Source organism: Shewanella benthica KT99 (assembly GCF_000172075.1).
In the GTDB taxonomy this organism is placed as follows: Bacteria; Pseudomonadota; Gammaproteobacteria; order Enterobacterales; family Shewanellaceae; genus Shewanella; species Shewanella benthica_A.
This window is the reverse complement of the sequence record NZ_ABIC01000051.1, coordinates 1-24,366: the sequence shown is the minus strand read 5'-3', so window position 1 is coordinate 24,366 and position 24,366 is coordinate 1. Positions and strand designations below refer to the sequence as shown.

Sequence of the window (24,366 nt, the reverse complement as noted above, 5' to 3'; positions counted from 1 at the left end):
GTGCATGGATGAGCTCTTATCGTCAGCAGTACAAGATGAATGGTGTCGACTCTAAGCCTATCATAGTCAATGTACTTAACTACCCTCGCCCTTCAGCAGGTGAGCCCTCACTACTGACATTTGATGAAGCCAGCACTCTGTTCCATGAGTTTGGTCACGCCCTTCATGGCATGCTGTCAGATGTTCAGTATCGCTCTCAAGCAGGCACTTCAGTACCACGTGATTACGTCGAGTTCCCATCACAGGTGATGGAAAACTGGATGACTCAGCCCGAAGTATTGGCTCAGTTCGCTAAACACTACAAGACGGGTGAAGTGATCCCACAGGAGTTAGTGAAGAAAATACAGGCTGCGAGCAAGTTCAACCAAGGCTTTGCCACCGTTGAATATATGGCGGCCACTAAGTTAGATCTTGATTGGCACACAGTGACCGACTTCACCCCGAAAGATGCGGCAAAATTTGAAGCTGAGTCACTCAACAAGATGGGTCTTATCAATGAGATCGCACCTAGATACCGCAGTACTTACTTCGCGCACATTTTCTCGGGTGGATATTCTGCAGGTTACTACAGCTACCTTTGGTCTGATATCTTAGGTGCCGATGCATTCGAAGCCTTCAAAGAAAACGGTATCTTCGACCAAACAACAGCTGAAGCCTTCAGAAACAATATCTTGTCTCAAGGTGGCAGTGAAGATCCTATGCTACTTTACAAGCAGTTCCGTGGCAAAGAAGCGGGCATCGACCCACTACTTCGCAGTCGTGGTCTACTTGCAAAATAACACAGGGTCACAAACATAAAGTTTGTCCAAGCTTAGATTAGAATAATAAGAGCCCTTTTAGGGCTCTTTTATTTTCAGGCTCCACACGCCAACATTTTAAACTCACAGGGAATAAAGGCAACAATTTTACAACACCTGCACAATATGCGTATCAGGATAGTGATACACCTCTGATTAAATTTAAACCAAACGATACCCAAGTCTCATATAAAGCGTTAAACCTCTACTCCACGTCACATTATTGAAACTTTCTCGGCATATAATAACCTCACGCCCTCAGTGATATCACCAGAAATATCACGTTGGTTACATGAGACATGACCTAACAACAAGAGCCATGCCTCGGGGTCTTCAATAAATGAGAATGATGGATATGTTTAATAAAAAAGTTTTAGCTGTAGTTATCGCTTCGACACTTGGCCTTGTGGCTTGTGGATCTGATAATAATGATAATGATGTTGCGGCCATTCAAGTGGATCTTCGTATTCTTGAAACCAGTGATCTGCATACCAACATCATGGATTATGATTATTACAAAACCAAGTATGACCCAAGCATAGGCCTGGCACGAACGGCGAGCCTGATTAAACAACGCGGTGCTGAAGTGAGTAACTTCGTATTAGTCGACAACGGTGACTTATTGCAAGGCAGCCCAATGGGCGACTACATTGCCGATAACTTTAAACGCGACAACACCATAGGTGGCACTCACCCAGCATATAAGGCCATGAATACACTCGGCTACTCTGTGGGTAACTTAGGCAACCATGAATTTAACTATGGTCTGGATTTCTTAAGCGAAGCCATTGCGGGCGCAAACTTCCCTTACATCAATGCTAACGTCTTATGTGAAGCCGATTGCTGGGAAGGCAAAGAAAAGGGTGATAACTTATTCACCCCTTACATCATCGAAGAAAAAACGGTCATCGACAGCAATGGTGATCAGCAAATAGTTAAAATTGGCTATATCGGCTTCGTGCCTCCTCAGATATTACTCTGGGATAAGCAGAACCTATCCGGCAAAGTTTCAGTTATGGGTATTATTGAAGCCGCTGAAAAATTCGTTCCACTAATGAAAGCAGAGGGCGCCGATGTTATCGTCGCTATTCCACACTCAGGCGTGGGCACCCCTTCAAATCCTACCGATGTCAACGACGAAAATGCCACTTACGCGCTATCTCTGGTAGAAGGTATCGATGTGATAACCTTTGGTCACAGCCACTCAGTATTTCCGTCGGCAACATTTGCAGGCCTGAAAAATGCCGATCTGGAGAAAGGGACTATCAATGGTGTGGCTGCCGTCATGCCTGGCCGTTGGGGTGATAACTTAGGTATTGTCGATCTAAAACTTGAGATGCAAGACGGTGCATGGGTTATTATCGATCGCACTGCAAAAGCCGCTCCTATCTATGACAAAAATGCTGATGAACCTGAATTAGTCAGTGCAGATATGGGTATTCGAGACGCCGTTGCAATCGAACACCAAGGTACACTTAACTATGTCAACCAGCCGATAGGTAAAGCGTCCGCCGACATGTACAGCTTCCTCACCTTGGTGCAAGATGATCCATCGGTACAGATTGTCTCAGATGCTCAGATAGCCAAAGTAAAAGCTAACCTCACTGACGCGTTAAAAGATATTCCGGTATTATCTGCCGCAGCACCTTTTAAAGCGGGTGGACGTCACAGCACTACCGCCGATGCAGACTCCTATGTGCAAGTTCCAGCTGGCGACTTGACCTACAAAAATGCAGCGGATCTTTATCTATATCCAAATACCATGGTGGTAGTAAAAGTCACCGGGGCGGAAGTTAAAGATTGGTTAGAGTGCAGTGCAAACCAATTTAACCAAATATCAGCGACCTCTACAGAGCCGCAGTATTTAATCAATTGGGACACACACAGAACCTACAACTTCGATGTCATCGATGGCGTCACCTACAAGATTGATGTGACTCAACCGACTAAGTTTGATGGTGATTGTAAACTGCTTGATGCCGATGCCAACCGTATCGTCGGTCTAGCTTATACCGAGGACGGAATATCAATCACTGGCGATGAATTTGCTACCAAAGAGTTCATCATAGCGACCAACAACTACCGCGCATTCGGTGGTAAATTTGCGGGTACAGGTTCAGATTACGTCATCATGGAGCTGCCCGATAGCAACCGTGAAGCACTGGCTCAGTACATCACAGATGAAACTGCAGAACATGGTCAAGTCGATCCAACTGCAGACAACAACTGGGACTTCGTTACGATCAACACCAACACCAAGTTGGATATTCGCTTCGAAACCCAAGATAGTGAGCTCGCTGACGAGTTTATTACTCAGTATCAAGTACGTACATTAACCAAACGTACTGACTTAACTGATGAATTTGGTTTCGCCATCTACAATATAGACTTAACAACCGACGCTAGCGCTAAGTAAAACTTAAGCTGTTGTTAAAATCAAAGGCTCCCAAGGGAGCCTTTTCAATTTGACATGAATAAAAACTATATTTTATCAGTCTACTACCTCATTCCTCCGCCAGATTTCAGTGATCTTAGGGTCCAGGTAATTGGTGCACATTTTTGGCATAATCAAGAATAAGACCAGTAAGCTGACAATATAACGAATGACAATAATATCAACAGCCATTGCTAATGAGGCAAGGCCAATAAACACGGCAAGCAAGGGAAACGCTGCTTTGAATCGGGTCCGTTCATTCCTATGATATTCCAACTCTTCAGGCAATAGCAGTTGCACCAACTCCAACGCATGGGCTTTAACCGTCTGGTTAATGAAAACCACCCTATGTCGCTTATCTTTATGCTTTACATAGAAAATATCAGAATTGTGATCACTCACCAACTCAGAGATTTCATCGAAGGGGATTCGCCGCACTTTTTGTGGATTGGCTAACGCGATGAGCTCATCAACTGACGCATCATGCTGATATTTGATTTGTAACCGTTTAGCCATCCTACGTTCAAACTCGAAAAATACCAGCTCGTCGGCTTGTATTAGCGCTAAGTATTTATCATCGATATCTAGCCAGGAGTTTTGCGTGTAAAACCCCTCGGGGAGACTCCCTTGTGAGACTCTAACACTCATATTCTTGAGCACAAGGTAGGTAACAACACTCACAAACACGCTGAATAACACGGCATTAAAGAAATGGTCTACCACCCCTTCGGCAGCCAAATGAGTATCTACAAATACGGCTTGATCTAACTGTTGCCACAAATAGGAGTCAGGATCAAAGTATTCGACAATCAGTAGCCAGTAGCGACCCAAAAGTAGTGAAAATGAAAATCGCGAAGGTGAGAGCCCAAATAACATGCTGGCTTTTCTGGCTTAGAGAACGTAAGCATTCACCAGAGGGGGATTGACTAAGCTGAGGTTAGTCCAAATACGTCTGGGTAGTCGCATTTACCCACCACGCCCGCAATGATAGTGCTGATCACTGTTATCGGGGATAACTTGCGCTTCTTGCACGTTTCAACGACTGAGAGGATCCGAGATCGAAACTTCTCACCCCTATCTGAACTGGTGCCATAGCAGATCTTGCGCATGATCACGCTGCCACGCAAACAACGCTCGGCTTCGTTATTGGTCAAAGGTGTCCCTGGGTGATTGAGAAAAACCCATAAACCTTGCTCATATTTGAGAATATGCCGGCATCGGCCTGAGTAGCGTGAAGCGGGCACATTTTCCCCGCACTCAAGCCAGCGCTTAATATTGCGCCTTAGTCGTTGCATTCGCCGACGCCACATTATTTCGTCAACGTCACCGGCTTCATATCTATGTTGAGTGCGAAATACGGACTTGAATAGCAATACCAGTCGATTGCCGATACTCGCGGTAAGCCCCTTACCTGAATAATCGGCCATTTGTTGTAAATTACGCTGCACATGGGCAAGGCAAAATTGATGCCGTTCGGGCTCAATCCAGTTGTAGCTGGGACATTGGTCACTCACGACAATCGCTTGGGTATGCTCGCCTAATATCGATTTGGCTGCATCCTTATTACGAAAATATTTCACCTGTTGGAATACGGCATCCTCACTCGATAACAACCAGACCCAGCGGGTATGCTCTTCACCATTACGATTGTGCGTCGTCTCGTCAACATGCACTAATGACGCTTTTTTTATGTGTTGATGCAGAGCTTGGTGTGTCGGCGTCAGCATACTACTGACTCGCCCTTGCGCTTCAGAAATCAGACCGATAGAGAAATGAGTCCCGTATTGGTCTTGCAGTAAACGTTGAATTTTACGTACGCTCAGGTGATACAAGCCACTGAGCACAGCCACGTAACTGAGCAATCGTGGCCCCATCTGACCATCGGGAGCCTCTTCAGGCAAGGCTCCTTTACTCACTGTGTTGCACTGCTGACAACGCCCGTGAAATAACTGGTATTCGGTGATATCAAGTGTAGGTTTAGGTAATTCAAACACCTGATGGCGATAACTTGGCGACGAGTTAGCCACAACTTTACCGCCACAATCAGCGCAGCAACTATCTGGCAAACAAGCAATTCTCTCGTCAGTCTCTGTAAGCTTTGCTAATGGTCTTTTATGCCCCGTATGTCCAGGTTGAGCGCCAACCTTATTTCCACTACGAGGCGTTTGAGCTTTTTTCGCTCGGCCTTATCCGCAGGGGAGTCAGAGGATGGTGATTTGGATGAGTTTCTAGAGCTCAATGCTAGGCGGTCTTCATATTCACGTAACTTTTCCCACAGTTCTTGAATGAGTAAGTTTGCTTTTTTTTCACCGAGTTCAGCAACCGTAGGCGGCTCTGTTGCGAATTGTTTTTTCTTTTTCATGAAGCTATTTTGACACGGCAAAGAGATCGTTCAATAGCGATATGACCAAACCTTATTGATCATCAATTGATCGTGTCAATAAGGGGCTGGTGAACGGTTACTAGAGAACGATATTTAATCATGTTACTTCCCTGTATATTACGACATAAACTTTACCGAATTACATTCACCAATTTAGCCGATGTAACACGGTAAACTTATAACGTCTGCCCGCTCCCTTCCTGGAACGAAAACTCTCACTACATAATTTATCTATCACTAACAATATAACAGTAAAAACCCGTTTAGCGCCGTAAATTGAAACTTTTCACTCATTCATACTAATGGATACGGCGCATTGCCAGTGTAGTTATCGATGACAAACTTGCCCTCGGCTATATTGGTTATCGACAAAGTTTTCAGACTCTGGTCTGATCCAGGTGACTCTTGCAAAATATTCAGAAATAGCTATTACTCTTCCTTCATTCTTCTAACCCTTTTGCTGATATAAATGCATAATGGCGAAACGAGTGTACAAAACGCTATCTGAAAGCACCTTTACAAGGTACAGTATTCATCAAAGGTAAAGTAAGATATTTTTATATTCCATTTATTTCAAATTAGTTGTAACTAGATAATCTAACCCATTAAGGTTTATATTTATGTCTTTAGTGCCCTTCTCTCAAGCATGCGAAAATAACAAGGCCCCGATACTCGAGGCCATTAGCCAGGCCTTTTCATCATCAAACCTGGTATTAGAAATAGGCACTGGAACGGGACAACATGCTGTGTATTTCGCTCAAGCTCTGCCCCATCTGACTTGGCAAACCAGCGATCAGGCTGGTTATATCGATGGCATTAACGCACAACTTAAGCAGGCATGCTCACAAGGCGATAGAGCTACTGATAATTTAAGCCCCCCCTTGATACTGGACGTGACTCAGCCCTGGCCGCTTTCGAGTCATCAAGCAGGAATTGATGGTATTTTTACCGCTAACACCTTGCATATCATGGCAAAGGAGATGGTCGAAGCCTTCTTTATTGGCGTAGGTAAACATCTGCGTACCCAAGGTAACCTGTGTATTTATGGCCCCTTCAATTACGCCGGTAACTATACCAGTGAGAGTAATGCCAGATTCGATACCTGGCTAGCGCAGCAGGATCCGAGAAGCGCCATACGAGACATTGAATGGATAGTTCAGCTTGCAGAAACTCAAGGACTTAGATTAGTAGGTGACCATTCCATGCCGGCCAATAACCGTTTACTGCATTTTGTGAAATCATAACGCGGCCTTTTAGCTCAGTATTAATATGCCTCACCGGTTACAACATAAAAATCGCTCTGCAGCGGGAATGCTGGAGTTTGAACGAGGTGGGCACAGGCTATTTACTCGAGTGTTTTAACAAGAATTCCTGTATCCGCACATAGAGCCATACTCTATCTATTGCATATATCGCTTATCCCCTGAGTCTGCAACACCTCATCTTTCTCGATATAGTCCTGCATAAAATCACGTAAACACTTAGCTTTGGCACTCAAGAGTCTGCCACTAGGCCAGACGGCGTATAGCTCTCGCTTAGGACCTGACCAATCTATAAGTACCTGGACTAAATTGCCATCACGTAAATCTTGGTATACTTCGCTGATAGGCAACAAGGCAATACCTATCCCATCACAAGCCCACTGACTGGCCATCTTAATATCATTGACAAAAGTATTGATACTAGGCGTGAGCTCCACCTCATTTCCGCTGACTCTATGGGTCAATGTCCACACCGAAATACTATTTACCCCTATGATCCTATGCCTGGAAAGCTCGTCCAATTGAGCTGGCGCCGCATGATTGTTCAGATAGTCATGGGAAGCGACAAGAACAGTTGGAATGAAACCCAATCCCTTCTGATACAGCTGAGAATCTTTTTGCGGCCCGATCCTCAGGGCAATATCGGCTTGGGCAGCCAAAATATCTTGATTGGCATTATTCAAACTGAGATCCAGCTGAATATCGGGATAGGACTTGATAAACGATGACCACATGGGCTGCAGTAACCCGGTGGATATATTGGTCGGTGCCAGCACTTTCAGCTTACCACTGAGCAGATGCAAGTCTGCTGAGAGGCTACGTTGTGTGGCTTCAAATGTCTGTACTAACTCATAGAATGCCTGGTAATACACCTCACCTTCCGCCGTCAGAGAAAACTGACGCGCGGACCTATGTATCAACTTACATCCAATAGAAGTTTCGAGTTTTTGCAGGCGACGGGTCACAGTAGCGGCGGGCAGTCGTAACTGCTTCGCCGCGGTAGCTAACCCTCGCGACTGAACGATGTGGATATAGAGCGCTATGTCATCTAACATGATTTCATAAATGGAATTTATAATTGAATTGTTACGTATATTTATAATAAACGAAATCATATAAGCTCGTCTAACTTTCTTAATAAACATAGACGCACTAAATAAGCGCCAATACTGAGAAATCAAAAGTTAGCAAACTAACATTAGCAGTCAATCTGGAGGCAACATGGGTCAATTATGGATAAATGCGGGTCTGGTTACAGAGGCAGGCTTAGATACAGACGAAGTCAGGCTGGCACTGCACACATTGGCAGCGTCAACGGTCAAGGAAGCTGGCTGTATAAAATTTGAAGTGCTGCAGCATCAAGACAATCCGTCTCGCTTTACCCTTTGGGAACACTGGGTAAGCAGTGATGCACTCAGCGCGCACTTTGAAGCCGAGCATACGCTAGCTTATCTTGCACGTAACTTGACTAAAGTAACTTATATCGAAAATTTAACCATGGTCACTAACGAAGAAAAATGATGAAACAACGCATTGTATTTTCGCTATTAATGTCATTTGTACTCTCCTTGCTGATGACCCTTTGGATAACCTGGATTAACTTAGGACTACAGCCAAACTTTCTCTGGTTATGGGCCAAGGCCTTCATACTGGCATGGCCTGCAGCCGCCAGCATCTCCTTCCTATTTGCCCCTAAGGTGCATAAGTTAACCGAAAAAATAGTCAGTAAATGGTTAAAATCGGCAGGGTAAACAGCTGTAAATATAGAATCGAGCATCTGTATTTACAGCACTAAAATGATACCTGCACCGAGCTAAACTGCTGATGATGGGGCTCATTGATAAAAGTGAGCTGACTACCCGCCGCCGCGACCAACCAGTCACCGCCACCGATATGAAGTGACTCTTCATGCAAGCTCATAATTTTACGGCCTTGTTTGATCGCAAAAATACTCGGGCTATGCACAGGCACATTACGCAGTGCCTGCGGTGCTATGCCCTGATAATGACTCACCAGAATCACTTTTTTCATCACATCAACCCTCGAATATAAATGCAAGTGTTAACAACAAACACCGCAACTAGCGCACATAAGTGGCCGTCAATACCGCTTTCTCAATCACCATACTATTGAGGGTGAACCCCACCACCGCGGGCGAAATGTCCGCAGGCAGATCTATCTTAGCTTTCGGCAACGCCCACACGGTGAACTGATATCTGTGCATGCCATCACCCTTAGGCGGACAAGCCCCGCCAAAGCCGGGTTTACCAAAATCTGTGCGAGTCTCCAATCCCACAGATGCCTTACCCGATGCGCCCTGTGGCAAGCTGAGTGTGGACACGGGAATATTTAAGACCGTCCAGTGCCACCAGCCACTTCCCGTTGGTGCATCAGGATCATAAGCTGTGATAGCGAAGCTCTTAGTACCGGGCGGCACTTTAGTCCAGGAAAGCTGGGGAGAGAGATTAGCGCCATTACAGCCCATGCCGGAATATTCAAACGTCTTGCCCATAAGCTGGCCTTCTTTGATATCTTGACTCGATATCTCCATGGCCGAGGCGGATATGCCGATAAATGCGGCCATGATGGGTAATAGATTGATGACTTTCATAACGGATCCCTTAAGTAAATAGAAACTATAGAATAGCCCTTACCCGGGAAAATACTTAACCATAAACTTCATTGTTAACCATAATTACCGATAATCTGACACTTTGAGTCATAAATTATCAAAAATAGATTTTCGCCCATAAAAAAAGCATAAACACCTCAGCATTTATGCTTTTGTTGCTCCCATCGCGGCTCAAGTGCTAAGACTCACACTAAAAAACCTGACTCAAGCCTCTTGCTTAAGCCTAGTCTGACAGATTAGAGATCGAAATCGGCCTCTTCAAGCTGAGTCATAAGTTCACTGCTGGACTCAACCTGCTTACGCAGGCTGCGGGTCTGTACCGTCCAATAACTCATATAAAACTGAGCCGTTTTAAGCTTACGCTCATAGAAAGCCTTATCTTCCGTACCCGACTCAAGCGCCGTCACTGCGCTGCGAGTCCACATCCAGGCCAGAACGGTGATGCCAAGGATCTGCATATATGGCATTGAAGCCACGGGCGGTGATAAATCCTTTGACGATTGGGGTAAATAGCGCCGCGAGCTTATTCGCCGCTTTTGCCTTATCGGCATCGGGGTGACGCTCGGCTTCATCGAGCCACAAGGCTTGCTGCCCAATTAAGGCTCTGGCTCCCTCATTGAAGGATTTCTGCGCCATCAGCATACGTCTGACATCGCCGTGAACCAAGATAGGATCGGCGGCTTGTGACGGATCTTTTACACCACTTAAGCCTCGGCCCTGAATTCTGTCCTTAGCATAAGCTAGTGCATTTTGATAGGCAATTTCTGATACCCCTAAACCTTGAACGCCCACACCGAGTCTGGCTTGATTCATCATGGTAAACATGGCTTTCAGGCCCTGATGTGGCTCACCGATAAGCTCGCCTATAGCAGCATCGAAGTTCATCACACAGGTTGAGTTACCGTGAATGCCCATCTTATGCTCGAGCGCCGCGGCACATAAGCTGTTTGCTTCGCCTAAGCTACCATCGGCATTAACCATAATCTTAGGCACGGCAAACAATGATATGCCCTTCACACCTTCCGGTGCATCGGGTAGTCTGGCTAGCATCAGGTGAATGATATTCTCCGCCAAGTCATGATCTCCCGACGAGATGAAAATCTTCTCACCCGAGATAGCAAACCGCCCCTCGCCCGCCTCAACGGCCTTGGTTCTCAATAGTGCCAGATCGGTTCCCGCATGGGACTCGGTAAGGTTCATGGTGCCGGTCCATTCACCGGAAACCAATTTCTTTAAATATTTCTGTTTCAGTGCATCGCTACCATGGGCATGAATTGCCGCATAAGCGCCATGTGTCAGACCCGGATACATGGCGAACGCCATATTGGTGGCCGTTTTCATCTCGGTAGCAAACACACCGATACATTCAGGAAGCCCCTGACCTCCATACTCAGGATCGCAGGTCAGTGTCGCCCAACCATTGTCGACATATTGCTTATATGCATCGGCAAATCCTTTGGGGGCGATAACTTTGCCATCGACCAACTTACAGCCTTCAACATCGCCACTGCCATTGAGGGGCAACATGACCTCGGTGGTAAAGTCCGCCACTCCTTGCAAGATTGCATCGGCTAAGTCGGCGTCGATTTCATCGAAGCCTTTAAGCTCAGTGCGTTGATATATATTGAGAAGTTCGTTAAGTACGAACTGGATAGTCACGAAGTGGCGCTTGATATATTGGCATTCCTGTTCCCTTTATTTTTATGCTAAATGGTAAAGCTCAGGTGTTATTTATCAGGTCTTCTATCTTATGTATCTTGTACGTAGATTCTCTAGTGTCATTAGAATGAACTTTTCATACACGAGTTTCAATCATGCGTTTAATTTAATCATTTTACAAGTACAGAGATCCGACCACTTTACTTAATTTAATTTAGTTTAAAAAATCAGCATTAGTTCAAGTTTGTTCCCTAGCTAGAACAGGATTACCATAAATTCAGCATAACGACCCCTTATGAAGGGCGGGAAAACAGGGTAAGCTCATTGTCAGTTGTTGAAATAAATTCCGCTGCTTGCACATAAAAAGACAAATATGCTCTGTTAAATGTACGGCACGAATTGATGGAATGAGGAAGCAGTAATGGGCTCAGTTACCACGAAAAAGCACCCCAATGGCTTAGAATACGTCGATGTTGATACGCCATTATGTAAGGCGAGGATTTTCCTGCAAGGCGCACAGATAGACCTGTTTCAGCCAGTCGGTAAAGCGCCGCTACTTTGGGTTTCATCCGCCGATGATTATCAGCCTGGTAGTGGCATTCGCGGCGGCATACCTGTGTGTTGGCCCTGGTTTGGCATGAGTGATAACCCGGACTGGCCGCAACATGGGTTCGCTCGCACCAGCATCTGGGCACTGGAATCCGTGCAGATGAAAAACCAGGCTGTCGAACTTAAGCTGACCCTTAAGATAAGTGAAGCAGACAAGCTCTACTGGCCCCATGATACTCGCGTCGAAATGCTGTTTACCTTAACCGACACCCTGACAGTGTCATTAAAGAACACTAATTTGGCCAGTTATCCGGTGAGTCTGACTCAGGCGCTGCATAGCTATTTCCCGGTCAAAGATATTCATCAGCTTAAAGCCACAGGCTTTAAAGGTTCAAAATACATAGAGTTCGGTGAAGGCCCATTCAAGCAAAATAGCGATGAAGTGCTGTTCGACAAAGAAACCGATCGGGTATATACCCAGTTAGCCGATGTTCAAGAGCTGCACACCCCAGACGGCATTATTGAAGTGAGCCGCGAAAACAGCCACTCAGCGGTACTCTGGAACCCTTGGATTGATAAGTCTCAGCGCTTGTCTCGTTTCAACAGCGATGACTACCTGACTATGGTCTGTCTCGAGGCGGCCAATGTGCTGGAAGATAAGCTCACCTTAGCACCCGATGAGACCCATATGCTAACCACTAAGATTGGCTGGAAAGATTAGCCCGTTTTAGTAACGGGTTTTAAGTAAGCGTTTTTTAATTACCTGCATTAAAGGGCATATTGTTCATCAATAGGCCCTTTGTTGTTTTCACTCCATGCTAAACTCAAACAACATTTCTCCACTCTAGCCCGATCATCTTAAATGTTAAGTCGTCTCTCCCGTATAAAGCGGCTCATGCTAGCGTTGATTTTCAGTCTACTCATTCTCGTGGTCATTTTGGTCAACAGCTTTGAGAGATTGGCTATGAGTGTTGCCAATGCATATCTTGTTGAATATAACACTCAGATAAATAAACTCAGCATCAGGCCCACCTCGATACACCATTGGCAGTTCCCTAGTATCAAGTTGACGGTTCATAACAGTGAAATCAGCATCACTGACTTAGACTTATTCTTAGATACAGACATGAGCCTGTTGAGCCTCTATACTCAGCCGCTATCTAGCAACAAAATCATGAGCTTGATAGAGAAAATCTCCATCAAAGAGATCCATGCCGTACTCAATCCAGGGGTGTTAACTCATGAGGGCAAGAATGTCGACCAGCAAGGTCCGACCTTGGCACTGGATCTCGACAAACTCCCTCAGATAAATATTGGCACGACTTCGCTAAGCCTGGCGGGCATCTCTGCTTCAGCCTTGAGCCTGACCGTGGAGCATTTAACCTTAGATGAAGATGGCAAGCTAAGCACGGCCATCAGTCGTCATGGCAATGCCATTTTTCAGTTAGATGCCCATTTAACCAAGAAACAATGGCAAGTATCGAGCCGACTCGTCTTCGATGAGCTATACACATTCCTGACCGAGCTTGCAGCACAAGCGCTCGATACGAGTGCCCTAGCCCCGCTGCTCGCCCTGAAACAAGAGAGTGAACGAATTGGACTGGTATTTAGTGGCACTCTTGAATCCAACGCCACGCTGGATCTTAAATCGGCTCAACTAGAGTCATCCCATATCTTAAAACACTCAAGCCTGACATTGATGCAGTTTGATGAGCTCATCCTGGCGCCTCATTCACTGAGCTCTGCGGCAGAGGAACCTGTAGCCCAAGACCGGGTTAAATTTGACATCGCCGGCCACCTTGCCGATCTGACCTTAACACTAGAGCCTTTCACCCTCGAGGTTAGCCCGAGTCGCCATCAGGTAAACAGCTTATTAGCCGTTCTCTATAATGAACGGCATGATAAACGAATCATCCCTCTGGTAGCGACCCTACTCGAGCCCAGCACGAGTACACCTGCGGGGGGCGATAAGCGCCAGGCGCGAATAGATGAACAGCAAACAATTAAGCTGATATTCACCCTGTCCCAGCCTTTAAAATATTCGTTTGCCTCAAATAATATTCATCTGGGCCATGCACAGCTGATGATCCGTGATGCCATGCTAGATGCTTCATTATCTGCAACTGATTTGTCACTGCAAATACCCACACAGACTCAGGCATTCGAGTTAACAAGCGATTGGCAGTTTGCAGCGTCCCGTGAGCAAGCATTGGCGCTTAGCTCACTCATGCCTGACGAGCCAAGCACTTTCGCCGACAATAAGACCATAGCCGATATCAGACTCGGCGCTTCATCCCTCTCCCTGGCAGGAAAAATAACTATTGAAACACCGACTGCAAGTGAGTCGCCTCAATTTAGGCTCAGTATAAATCCAAATCTACAGGCACAGATAGACAGTGTGGAGCTAGTACCTCACTCAATTAAACGAGACTCAGCGAGAAAATCTGCAGATAGCCCCAAGTTTCAATTTGAGCTGAAACATCTCAAGCTAGTTAGCCATGATGAACTGGTGATGACCTCGAGTGAGGCGAGTCAGGTGAGCCTGGATATTCCCAGGCTGACATTTTCTATAGGCCCAACGCGCTACAGGCATGGCATACAGACTGATGTAGCCTCTGTCACTAAAGCGCTCAGCTTCGATGCTAACAGCCTAAAATTCAGCACTCTAGCAATGAGCCACTTCCGAATAATTAACAGTCTTGTTAATGAGAGCTTAGCCAGCAGTCATCAAGAATCCAATAGCACTAGCACTAGTAAACTAACCTTATCCGCTTTCACCCTCGAGTCCGAAGACGTTCAATTTATTCAGTCCACCAGCTCAGGTGACAGCCTCACGGTATCAACGGCAATGACGCGTCTCACCAGCCTTGACCCTCTGGTGATTAAGCGGATCACTGACTCAGCAGAAAAAGACAAACAGCCGATTCAAATAAGCGTCCCTCCATTGAACTTCGAGCAGCTAGATAATGAGCTTATCCTCAAACCTGTGCCATCGGCAGAGAAAAACGAATATCTGGCTAAGCTGTCAGGCCTGTATCTCTCTTTAGACAAAACCAGTTCATTGACTATAGCCGATCTCACTGCAGAGGCGATGAGTCAGGTGTTAACCGAAAACCCATGGAAAAATATCGCTCACTATGAGCTCAATGGCGCCGAGCTGACTCATCATTACATAAAGAACAACAGAAAACGTACCGAGAAACTGTTAGGCCTCTACACGGCGAGTCTTTCCCAAACCTTAGACTGGAATGGCGTTAAATTAGATACCCATGAAAACTGGCAGTTCGATGGCATGAAATTCGTCAGTGAACATAGATTACGGCCACAAATACCGACTCAGGCTAATAGTTCACGGCTGCAACTAACAGGAAAGCTCAATCTAGACAGTGATCTTGGCACTATTCTATCTCTGGTGAGCAATAACTATACCCTGCCAAAATCCCTGTTTATCACAGGTGATGCCAGGCTGCAGGCTGAATATGAACTCAATAAAAATGATCATTCGACTCAAATGAGTATCGAGTTTACACCTGAGCTCACTTCTCTCAGCGGCAGCATTAACGAGCTTCCCTTCGAACAAGCTAATATTCAGGCCAACTGCCACTATCAAATAGAGCAGCTAAATCAGTCATCATCCCATGAACCTCTAGGGACGACAATCAGCAGCTTGTCCTGCCCGGATATCCAGTTCTCTGCAGCAGCGTTTAATCCCGGCGTACTGATCACTAATATCAAGGCTCAGGCAGATTTTAGCGTCTCACTTGACGATAAAATCGTTACTGAAAAAGTAACAGAACAAGCGAAAGCAGAGAGAACAGCGCAGAGTCCTGATGTCGGCAAGCGCCCTAAATCAGCTTTGCCTGAGAGCTTAAGTGCGGCAAATATTCAGATGAATGCCAGCGGAGATCTCCTCGGTGGACACTTACTGTTACCCGAGTTTAACTTAAGATTACACGATAAATCCCATGGGTACCTGGTACTCCAGGGGCTTGAGCTTGAACAACTGCTGGCTATCCAACCTCAGGTAGGACTCTATGCCGACGGGGTCTTCGATGGTGTCTTGCCCGTTGTTCTAGTCCAAGGCAAGATATCAATAAGCGGCGGCAGACTGGCTGCTCGAGCGCCGGGCGGACTCATATCGGTCAGCGGCAACCCGGCGGTGGAGCAGATGCGCCTGTCCCAGCCCTACTTAGATTTCGCCTTCTCCACCATGGAGCATCTCGAATATTCAGAACTTTCCAGTACCTTCGATATGGCCCCCAATGGGGATGCACTATTGAAAGTGAATGTAAAAGGAAAAGCGAAAGGAATTGAACGCCCTATTCACTTGAATTACTCTCAAGAGGAAAACATGCTGCAACTGTTAAAGAGCTTACAGATTGGCGATAAGTTGCAGACTCAAATCGAACAGTCGATGCTTTAACCTTATTGGTCGACATTATCGACCCGTCTACCGACATAAAAAGGAACACTCAGTGAAGAAACTGCCAATTTTTCCCACGACCATTAGCGCGATGATCGCTCTCCTAGCGCTCACAGGCTGTACGCCCACAATCAAGATTGAGCCACCGGATAAGCCGATAGTGATCAATCTTAATGTTAAGATTGAACATGAGATCATAATTAAGATCGATAAGGAGCTCGATGAGCTACTGACCAACGATGAACTGTTTTAATCTCGGCTATAGAATTTAAGGAGTACAGAATGAAAACCAAATTATTGGTGCTCGCAGCAGGACTATTGCTGAGCCTAAATGCATTTGCCATATCGCTACATGACGCTAAGTCTCAAGGCCTGGTAGGAGAGCAAACGAATGGCTACTTAGGCATAGTAAAAACTAGCCCGGATGCCAGCGCGTTGGCTAAACAGGTCAATGCTAAACGCAAGGCCCATTATGATAATATTGCCAAGAAAAATGGCATCTCAATTACTGAGGTCGCTAAAATGGCGGCTGAAAAAGCGATGAAGGCCACCAAGAAAGGCCTCTATATTCAAACTAAGAGTGGCAAGTGGATTAAGAAATAGTGGTTTCAAAAATAGCCATGCCTTCTATCGATTAAGCAATGACGCCATAATAAAGCCCGCGAATGCGGGCTTTATTGTTATTTAGCGTTGAGCGACGTTAACTCGGTCTAATCGCATTTCAGCTTGAAGAATAAGCATCAAAACTTGAGGCTTGTTTTCCCCTTGAGGCCATCGTTGTCTTTAACCACTAACTTAACCTTGCTAGCACGACTGGCAAACTTGATAGCCAGAGGACCCGATGCACGACTGCCATCGTTAAACTTCCACTTATGCTTAGTGATATACCCATCTTCATCGAAGCTCATTGACACAAACAGGTCGAAAAACCAGAGGTCTATATGCTTTATCACGGCAACAGGCTTAATCTTGTCAGCTTGTGTATCTATGGTGATAGTTTGCGAGATGTTATGGGTTAAGCCGTCATTATCGGTAACGGTTAATGTCACCAGATAATCGCCATCTTGTGCATATTCATGGCTGACCATAGCAGACTCAGCGACAGTGCCGTCGCCTAACTCCCATGAGTAACTCACAATCTCACCATCTTCATCTGCTGAGGTATCATTAAACGTCACCATGGCACCATCAATAGACACAGTGAAACTGGCCACTGGCGCAATATTATCTTCACCAAGCAACACAGAGATAACCACAGGGTCATGATCCGATGAGCGATATGCATCGGCATTGTACAAGTCTGTGAGCTGTGCATCCGACTTAAACTCTTGGTTGTAGTCGAGTAATCTTGGCTCATCGGTATTGATATGCCACTCGGTCACATCGATAATTTTATCCAACAAGTTAGCATTAGCCAGGGCATGATCCAGCTGACCCGACTCTCCCGAATAGACATAAGAGTATGCATTCTCTTTATCAAGATGGTCGAACAACTCGGTAAATCCTGCATTTTTAAGTGCCGTTAATGGATTTTCCTCAGCATAGGCATTGAGATCACCCATCACTAGCACATCGGCCTCACCGTACTCAGCTGCTAGCCAGAGGCTTACCGCCTCGGCGGCGCGGGTGCGGGTCAAATTACAATTACCTTGACCATCGTTCATATTGGGATCGCCTAAGCTATCGCAATCACTGCTCTTAGATTTAAAGTGATTCACTGCAACCACAATCACCTCGTCACTATCAAGGTGTCTGAAGCCTTGAGTCAACATGGGACGATTCTTACCGTCATTAAACAGTGGGTTATTGTTTTCATCCAGTGGTGAATTGGCGCTTGAAAGCACCTTAGCCGCACCATCCAGGCTCACCTTGTCTAGGCGATAGATCATGCCCACAGTGATAGCATCAGTCCCTATGCCACCAGCGGTCTCTGCGCTGACATAGGCATAGCGAGTCTCACCTATTGCCTGGTTAAGGCCGGAGACGAGATCGGCAATGGCAGACTCACTGCCAAAGCCATCATTTTCTATCTCCATCAAACCTAATACATCGGCGTTAATGGCGACCATAGCGGCAATGATCTTGTCTCTTTGACGGGTAAATTCAGCAGCGGTATCCGCGCCGCGTGGCGTTGGGAAACCCGCACCGGCACCATCACCATTGAAATAGTTAAGCACATTGAAGCTGGCAAGGATTAGATTGCTGCCTTCGGCAAGCATTGGCGCCGAAGTTCTGGCATTGTCGGCGACGAAATTAACCGTATCCATTGGCATCAGACGATACTGACCAAAACCATAATGCATTACCGCATCGAGTCCTGTGATGATATCACCGACACGCACCGTATTTGATGCACTTAGCCCAGGAGCTGGATAACGCACAGGATCTGGGTTTTGCGATGTCAGTCCATCGTCTAACACTATGGCATCTTTGGCATTAGCAGCAGTTACCGCCAGTGCATCGCTGCCAGGGCGGCAACTTGAGTACCGATATAATGACGTTGGCTACCCAAGAGTAACTCACCATAACGGCCTAAGTTATAGACTTCATTGACTGTTAAGTTATGGCTGAAGCTGACGCGCATCCCTTCGAACGCTTCTAGATCACTTGTCTCATCGATTGGCAAGGTCACTATGGCGGCTGTTGGCATTGCCTGAGCCGAATCACAGAGTATATGAGCAGCCACATCGGTCAACTCAGTCAAGCCATTATATTCCTTCACCTTAGCCTGAATACGAATACGGTCACCGGCAAGATACCCGGTCGCGCTGCCCGTATAGACGAACACACCTTCTGAGGTCAAGGGATCGCCGTCGACTTCATTGTCGGCCATCTGCACAAACAAGCCCTTAAGACCCGCTTCCTGATTGCTGGTGACTATGGCTTCGACTTCGACAAGCTGACCGTTGAGTGGACTGGTATCGGTCTGGCCTTGAATTGCATGAATAGCCGTGGATGGGTCATTACACACAAGTGTCACAGGTTCGGTGGGATCCGTGGGCTCAGCATTAAACTGTCCAAGATCTGAAAAATCATCCTTGGCAAAACCCTGCCAGGTATCTAAGGTCACCTCATCGTCGATAACGCTATCGCCGATGAGGTGAGCGGGATCGCGTCGCAGTGTGTTGTCTTGAGTCGACAAATCACCGCTGCCCCACTGACTACCAGGGTCTACGCCAACCTGACCCAGGCTATCGACGACTGCACCCGACTTTCTGAGGACGATAGCATCATCGCCGTTAAAAAAGCTCGAGTTACTCACTTGATTGGCAAGAGCCAAGATTTCGGCATTGGCATCATTATCGGCCAGAACATAAGTCTGGCCCGCGGCTAAAGTTCCAGTCAGAACTATGGTCGAACCCACAGTAGTGTTACCGTTAAAATAGTATTCGACTTGGTATTAGTTGAGATCGATATCAGTATTGGTGGGATTGTAGAATTCGATGGCCTTGTTGTTACTACTGCCTTCGACATATTCAGAAATAATCAGATGATCGGCTGCCTGAGCGAACGTGGAAATACCACCTATCGCCAAGGCAAGTAAACTTGCTTTGGTAAACATATTAACCCCTTAATATTATCCATTTAACCTAGTTGTTTTTCGAGCATTTGACTATTTTGTTCAAATTGCTCCGGTTTTTCCAAAAAACCAGTGGATACTATAAAGGAGTTTTGCTTCAAATAGGTTGCACTTAAGTTGTATTTAGGTTGCTGACATGGCTTCTTATAGCGATTAAAACATCAGCGGCGTGCAAATATCTTTACAGAGATGGTTCAACACTAGCGTGCTTGGGGGCTGTCAGTCTTAAAGCTGATTCGTCAAAAAATCAAGCATGGCTGACTCGTGCTTTAACAAACATCATCTTGCCAAAACCATCATATTTCACTCACATAACAGCTCCTCAAGTTATCAAAGCAAGCAATAGCCTTATCCTGTCAGCATCTCACCTGTGCACTAGACCAAGTTATGACGAAACAGCACGTGAACCTCATCACAGCTTAAACAAATAGTGAATTACTCTCGTCTACTTAAGGATTAACAGGAGTAACATCTAACTTGTTTAACTTGTCTAACATATCTTCGACATCCAGCTTTTCGCTAATTTTCTTCAAATTAAGGTTACTTATGATCGCTATAGAAATTTTTGTCGTGCTTGCTTTTATCTATCTTGGCGCGCGAATTGGTGGAATAGGAATAGGACTGGCCGGCGGCGCCGGCGTCTTAGTGCTGACCCTGTTTATGGGCGTCGATAGCGGACATATCCCCGTCGATGTCATCTTGATCATCATGTCAGTAATAACGGCAATTGCGGCAATGCAAGTGGCAGGGGGCCTAGATTGGCTGGTCGACTTATCTGAGCGTTTTCTGCGTAAAAACCCCAAACGCATCACCTTCTACGCGCCCATAGTCACGTATTTTATGACCTTGCTCGCAGGCACAGGGCACACAGCTTTCTCTACCTTGCCCGTCATAGCCGAAGTCGCCAAGGAGCAAGGCATTCGCCCTTCACGTCCCTTGAGTATCTCAGTTGTCGCCTCACAAATTGCGATCACAGCATCACCCATCTCAGCGGCTGTGGTGTTCTTCTCCGGATTATTGGAGCCTTTAGGTGTGGGTTACTTAACCTTACTCGCCATCTGTATTCCAAGCACATTTACCGCCTGCATGGTGGGTGCGTTCGTGGCAAACTTCTTAGGCTGTGAGCTAAAAGATGACAAAATCTATCAGGAAAGGCTGGCCAAGGGCCTGATAAAGATTAAGGGACCCACTCAAAGAGAAATATTACCTACTGCCAAGTTGGCCACCGGGATCTTCGTCACTGCCATTGTTGGTGTGATCGTTTATGCCACACTGATTTCCGATGCGGTTAATATCATAGAAAACCCCACACTGGGCCGTAACGATGCCATCATGGTGTTTATGCTTGCAGCGGCGACAGCCATAGTCACCTTCACTAAGATAGATGCCTCTGAGATAGCCAATGCCGCTACTTTCAAGTCAGGCATGAGCGCCTGTATCTGTGTGCTAGGCGTAGCCTGGCTGGGCGACACATTTGTCTCAGGTCATATCGACGAAATCAAAGCCTTCTCGTCAGAAATACTCAATCAATACCCTTGGATGCTGGCGGTAACGCTATTCTTCGCCTCCATGTTGCTCTACTCACAAGGGGCAACCACCACGGCATTGATGCCAGCAGCCTTAGCCATAGGCGTGGCACCACTGACCGCCATCGCTTCATTTGCAGCCGTCAGCGCCCTATTCGTGCTGCCAACTTACCCTACTCTACTCGCAGCAGTTGAGATGGACGATACCGGCTCAACCCGCATCGGCAATTTAGTGTTTAACCATCCTTTCTTCATTCCAGGTTTGGTGACCATATCTACCTCGGTAGCCCTAGGCTTCTTGATCGGTGGGCTCGTATTATAGGTTTTATGTTTAGTGTTTAACCATGCTTTGTTCTTCATTGCAGGTTTGGTGACCATTACGACCTCTGTAACCTTAGGCTTCTTGATCGGTGGAATTATATTTAAGGTTTGGTGACTATCGATTAACGACCTCTGTAACCTTAGGCTTCTTGATCGGTGGAATTATATTTAAGGTTTGGTGACTATCGATTAACGACCTCTGTAACCTTAGGCTTCTTGATCGGTGGAATTATATTTAAGGTTTGGTGACTATCGATTAACGACCTCTGTAACCTTAGGCTTCTTGATCGGTGGAATTATATTATAAGGTTTGGTGACTATCTATTATCTACCTCTGTAGCTTTGGGATTCTTGATAGGTGGAATTATATTATAAGGTTTGGTGACCATCGATTAACGACCTATGTAACCCTGAGATTATTAATAGGTGGAGCCATACTCTAATTCACTTTAGACCCTGAAAGTGGGCAGCCTTCGAATGAAGGCTGATGACATTTTTATCTTGGCTCATTTTATTTTGGTCGTTACTTTTCGTCATTCCGGCAGATCTTTTGAGCCGGAATCCACTGACCTTTGCTGTTGGAACATGCCATTGAAGCTCATAACTTCATGGTTATCTAACACCGAGGACACTTGCAGCGGGTGCTGTGCAGGGTCTTGTATCTGACTCTTCTACACAAATATTGAGAAAATTGAACTTTATAGAATCACCAGGATCTGATCATAAAATTCAATAACTTAAAGTCTTTAACAATGTCAATTTTCAATGCAGAAGAATGGGCTAAATCTCACTTTCAACATGCTAAATTAGGTGATATTCGCCGTGCTGATAGGTTAGTCAGTACCGCAGCCAATATGGCTCGTAGCAGCGGTAAGTCTATCGCGCTATCATGCCGTGGCAATGAAGCTGAACTAGAAGGGGCTTACCGATTGATCCGCAATGATAATGTTTCTCTATAACCAAGACATCCAAAATTATTCTCTGTTAAATGGCCTGTACCTACTAGAGTCAGATTGCCTGATAAATTCATTGCTGTATCAATCTACCCACTTGCGACTCCAAACAATACTCAAATATTCTGTTATGAGTGAAATTTAGACTGTTTCCTTGAAAATCAAACATTAAAAATCCCAAACAAGGGTTTGCTTATGCTTGAAAAGATAACTTTTAACTGGATATCTTGGGTCTTAATTAAACGCTATCTAGCCATCGATGACAGTTGGCAGCTCCTTGTCGGCGCTTACGCTCAAGATGTTCACAATACGCTGTTAACTCTTGGGTGTTGCCCACGGGCCCTTTGAAAATCTTGGTAAACTCTGTGGTCAATTTTATCCAGTTTTCTTGCGGGATATTAAGTCTATTTAATATCTTAGCCGACTCTTGACTCATAGAGCCTCGCTTGTCGGCTCTGACTATGCGCCCTGTATCATCAACAAGTTGCAGATAATCTTTAGCATTGAACATCAGTCCTTTAGGCATTGCTTTATGCTCGTTGCCGACAAAGGGCAATAGTGTATTGGGCTGCTCACCTTGTATCGCAGCCTTGATACGTTTTTGAATACTAGTGAAGTCTGAGGTTTCCGGTGTAGCAGCCATTTTAGCGCGGATAGGGTTCAAATCTACATAGGCCATACAGGCAAGTACCGCAGCGTCATCAAGCAGAGCCTGGGACTTGAATCGTCCCTCCCAGAAACGGCCTTTACACTTGTCCTCGGCATTGGCTCTACGAGCGATAGGTTCATTGAGTGCCCGCATAAACCAGGAAATATTCATCAGTCTTGAGCGGTACTCTTTTACTCGTTTATTTATAATGTTTTGTTGATAGAATTCAAGTGCTTCACCTTTAATAAAGTCGTGATTAAGGCTATCGCCTTTAAACAGTTTTTGCCATTGAGTGACCACCTCTACGTCTGACCAATGCTTAGCTAACTCCACATCAATACGTAACACTAGATGTAAATGATTACTCATCACTACGTAAGCACAGATATCAATGGCAAACACAGATGCCAGCTCCAGTAGTCGACTTTCAACCCAAACCCTTCTATGCTCATAGGATTGACCAGTATAATGATCTATTCCACACAAAAAAGCCTTTCTAACACAACGAGATACGCAGTGATAATATAGCGTATCCTCTAAACTGACTAACGCTTTTCTTGGTGTTGGCATAACAAACCCTCCTCAATAACTCTGACTTAAGCTTAGTCAAGGGATCTTCATCTGACAATCCTGGGGTAACCGTTCACCAGCCCCTTATTGACACGATCAATTGATGATCAATAAGGTTTGGTCATATCGCTATTGAACGATCTCTTTGCCGTGTCAAAATAGCTTCATGAAAAAGAAAAAACAATTCGCAACAGAGCCGCCTACGGTTGCTGAACTCGGTGAAAAAAAAGCAAACTTACTCATTCAAGAACTGTGGGAAAAGTTACGTGAATATGAAGACCGCCTAGCATTGAGCTCTAGAAACTCATCCAAATCACCATCCTCTGACTCCCCTGCGGATAAGGCTGAGCGAAAAAAGCTCAAACGCCTCGTAGTGGAAATAAGGTTGGCGCTCAACCTGGACATACGGGGCATAAAAGACCATTAGCGGAACTCAGCGCAACCGATGAGCAAGTCGCTTGCTTACCCGATTCATGTTGTTCTGATTGTGGTGGCGAGGTCATTGCCAACCCGACTCCAAGCTATCGTCATCAGGTATTTGAATTACCTAAACCTGCACTTGATATAACTGAATACCAGTTATTTCACGGGCGTTGTCAGCAGTGCAACACCGTGAGCAAAGGAGCCT

The 24,366-nt window shown here is 45.7% G+C and carries 18 protein-coding genes and 3 pseudogenes; 12 read left to right on the top strand and 9 right to left on the bottom strand.

Annotated features, from left to right (window positions below; all coding sequences use genetic code 11):
- Together KT99_RS17265 and KT99_RS17260 are read left to right on the top strand one after the other, a co-directional pair.
- On the top strand, window positions 1–779 hold a 779-nt coding region (locus KT99_RS17265), incomplete at its 5' end, for a M3 family metallopeptidase (protein ID WP_005502587.1).
- A 373-nt stretch (window positions 780–1,152) separates the two neighbouring features.
- Entirely contained in the window at window positions 1,153–3,213 is a 2,061-nt protein-coding gene (locus KT99_RS17260; RefSeq protein ID WP_040572154.1) for a bifunctional 2',3'-cyclic-nucleotide 2'-phosphodiesterase/3'-nucleotidase, read from the top strand.
- 75 nt (window positions 3,214–3,288) lie between these two features.
- Here the strand turns inward: KT99_RS17260 and KT99_RS17255 are convergent, their stop codons facing one another.
- Both KT99_RS17255 and tnpC read right to left on the bottom strand, forming a co-directional pair.
- The gene (locus KT99_RS17255; protein WP_005502583.1) at window positions 3,289–4,107 is read right to left on the bottom strand and encodes a hypothetical protein; all 819 of its coding nucleotides are present in this window, start codon (window positions 4,105–4,107) and stop codon (window positions 3,289–3,291) included.
- Between the two features lie 50 nt (window positions 4,108–4,157).
- Window positions 4,158–5,593 (bottom strand): IS66 family transposase gene (gene tnpC / locus KT99_RS17250; protein WP_086017572.1). Its coding sequence is split into 2 segments (ribosomal slippage): window positions 4,158–5,401 and window positions 5,401–5,593, totalling 1,437 coding nucleotides; the frame shifts between segments, so codons are not numbered across the junction.
- 641 nt (window positions 5,594–6,234) lie between these two features.
- Here tnpC and KT99_RS17240 point away from each other — a divergent pair.
- Window positions 6,235–6,858 (top strand): DUF938 domain-containing protein, encoded by a 624-nt coding sequence (locus KT99_RS17240; protein ID WP_005502580.1) that lies wholly within the window; start codon window positions 6,235–6,237, stop codon window positions 6,856–6,858.
- 152 nt (window positions 6,859–7,010) lie between these two features.
- On the opposite strand, the gene KT99_RS17235 is transcribed toward KT99_RS17240, so the two are convergent.
- On the bottom strand, window positions 7,011–7,931 hold the full coding sequence (locus KT99_RS17235; RefSeq protein ID WP_040572151.1) for a LysR family transcriptional regulator: 921 nt from the start codon (window positions 7,929–7,931) through the stop codon (window positions 7,011–7,013).
- Between the two features lie 166 nt (window positions 7,932–8,097).
- Here KT99_RS17235 and KT99_RS17230 point away from each other — a divergent pair, with 166 nt between their 5' ends.
- Together KT99_RS17230 and KT99_RS17225 are read left to right on the top strand one after the other, a co-directional pair.
- Window positions 8,098–8,397 (top strand): putative quinol monooxygenase, encoded by a 300-nt coding sequence (locus KT99_RS17230; protein WP_005502576.1) that lies wholly within the window; start codon window positions 8,098–8,100, stop codon window positions 8,395–8,397.
- Complete coding sequence (locus tag KT99_RS17225; protein WP_232504321.1) at window positions 8,394–8,627, top strand: DUF2798 domain-containing protein; 234 nt, start codon at window positions 8,394–8,396, stop codon at window positions 8,625–8,627. The genes KT99_RS17230 and KT99_RS17225 overlap by 4 nt, the downstream gene beginning before the upstream one ends.
- 40 nt (window positions 8,628–8,667) lie before the next feature.
- Here KT99_RS17225 and KT99_RS17220 read toward each other — a convergent pair whose 3' ends face one another.
- From KT99_RS17220 to KT99_RS17210, 4 genes and pseudogenes are all read right to left on the bottom strand, one after another.
- Window positions 8,668–8,907: a hypothetical protein gene (locus KT99_RS17220; protein WP_005502572.1), complete on the bottom strand. Its 240-nt coding sequence runs from the start codon at window positions 8,905–8,907 to the stop codon at window positions 8,668–8,670.
- A 49-nt stretch (window positions 8,908–8,956) separates the two neighbouring features.
- Window positions 8,957–9,487 carry a YbhB/YbcL family Raf kinase inhibitor-like protein gene (locus tag KT99_RS17215; RefSeq protein ID WP_005502570.1) on the bottom strand — a complete coding sequence of 177 codons (531 nt, stop codon included), beginning with the start codon at window positions 9,485–9,487 and terminating at the stop codon, window positions 8,957–8,959.
- Between the two features lie 257 nt (window positions 9,488–9,744).
- Window positions 9,745–9,933, bottom strand: a complete 189-nt coding sequence (locus tag KT99_RS23730) for an acyl-CoA dehydrogenase C-terminal domain-containing protein (protein WP_442852237.1) — start codon at window positions 9,931–9,933, stop codon at window positions 9,745–9,747.
- A gap of 37 nt (window positions 9,934–9,970) precedes the next feature.
- Window positions 9,971–11,192 (bottom strand): annotated as a pseudogene (locus tag KT99_RS17210) (acyl-CoA dehydrogenase family protein); the annotation flags it as partial.
- Window positions 11,193–11,588: 396 nt separating this feature from the next.
- Here KT99_RS17210 and KT99_RS17205 point away from each other — a divergent pair.
- The 4 genes from KT99_RS17205 (at window position 11,589) to KT99_RS17190 (ending at window position 16,742) form a co-directional block, all read left to right on the top strand.
- Window positions 11,589–12,437, top strand: coding sequence for a D-hexose-6-phosphate mutarotase (locus tag KT99_RS17205; protein WP_005502565.1), 849 nt, complete (start codon window positions 11,589–11,591; stop codon window positions 12,435–12,437).
- A gap of 174 nt (window positions 12,438–12,611) precedes the next feature.
- Window positions 12,612–16,139 (top strand): YdbH domain-containing protein, encoded by a 3,528-nt coding sequence (locus tag KT99_RS17200; protein ID WP_005502563.1) that lies wholly within the window; start codon window positions 12,612–12,614, stop codon window positions 16,137–16,139.
- Window positions 16,140–16,230: 91 nt separating this feature from the next.
- Window positions 16,231–16,392: a YnbE family lipoprotein gene (locus KT99_RS17195; RefSeq protein ID WP_005502561.1), complete on the top strand. Its 162-nt coding sequence runs from the start codon at window positions 16,231–16,233 to the stop codon at window positions 16,390–16,392.
- Window positions 16,393–16,421: 29 nt separating this feature from the next.
- Window positions 16,422–16,742 carry a YdbL family protein gene (locus tag KT99_RS17190; RefSeq protein WP_005502559.1) on the top strand — a complete coding sequence of 107 codons (321 nt, stop codon included), beginning with the start codon at window positions 16,422–16,424 and terminating at the stop codon, window positions 16,740–16,742.
- Window positions 16,743–16,879: 137 nt separating this feature from the next.
- Here KT99_RS17190 and KT99_RS17185 read toward each other — a convergent pair.
- Window positions 16,880–19,701, bottom strand: a pseudogene (locus KT99_RS17185) (ExeM/NucH family extracellular endonuclease).
- Between the two features lie 564 nt (window positions 19,702–20,265).
- Between KT99_RS17185 and KT99_RS17180 the strand changes: the two are divergent.
- Together KT99_RS17180 and KT99_RS17175 are read left to right on the top strand one after the other, a co-directional pair.
- A complete protein-coding gene (locus KT99_RS17180; RefSeq protein WP_005502544.1) occupies window positions 20,266–21,567 on the top strand; it encodes an anaerobic C4-dicarboxylate transporter in 1,302 nt (433 codons plus the stop codon).
- A gap of 751 nt (window positions 21,568–22,318) precedes the next feature.
- Window positions 22,319–22,525 (top strand): IS4/Tn5 family transposase DNA-binding protein, encoded by a 207-nt coding sequence (locus KT99_RS17175; protein ID WP_005502542.1) that lies wholly within the window; start codon window positions 22,319–22,321, stop codon window positions 22,523–22,525.
- A gap of 232 nt (window positions 22,526–22,757) precedes the next feature.
- On the opposite strand, the gene KT99_RS17170 is transcribed toward KT99_RS17175, so the two are convergent.
- Window positions 22,758–23,738, bottom strand: a complete 981-nt coding sequence (locus tag KT99_RS17170) for a transposase (protein WP_040572149.1) — start codon at window positions 23,736–23,738, stop codon at window positions 22,758–22,760.
- Between the two features lie 166 nt (window positions 23,739–23,904).
- Here KT99_RS17170 and KT99_RS21110 point away from each other — a divergent pair.
- Window positions 23,905–24,366: pseudogene (locus KT99_RS21110) on the top strand (DUF6444 domain-containing protein); the annotation flags it as partial.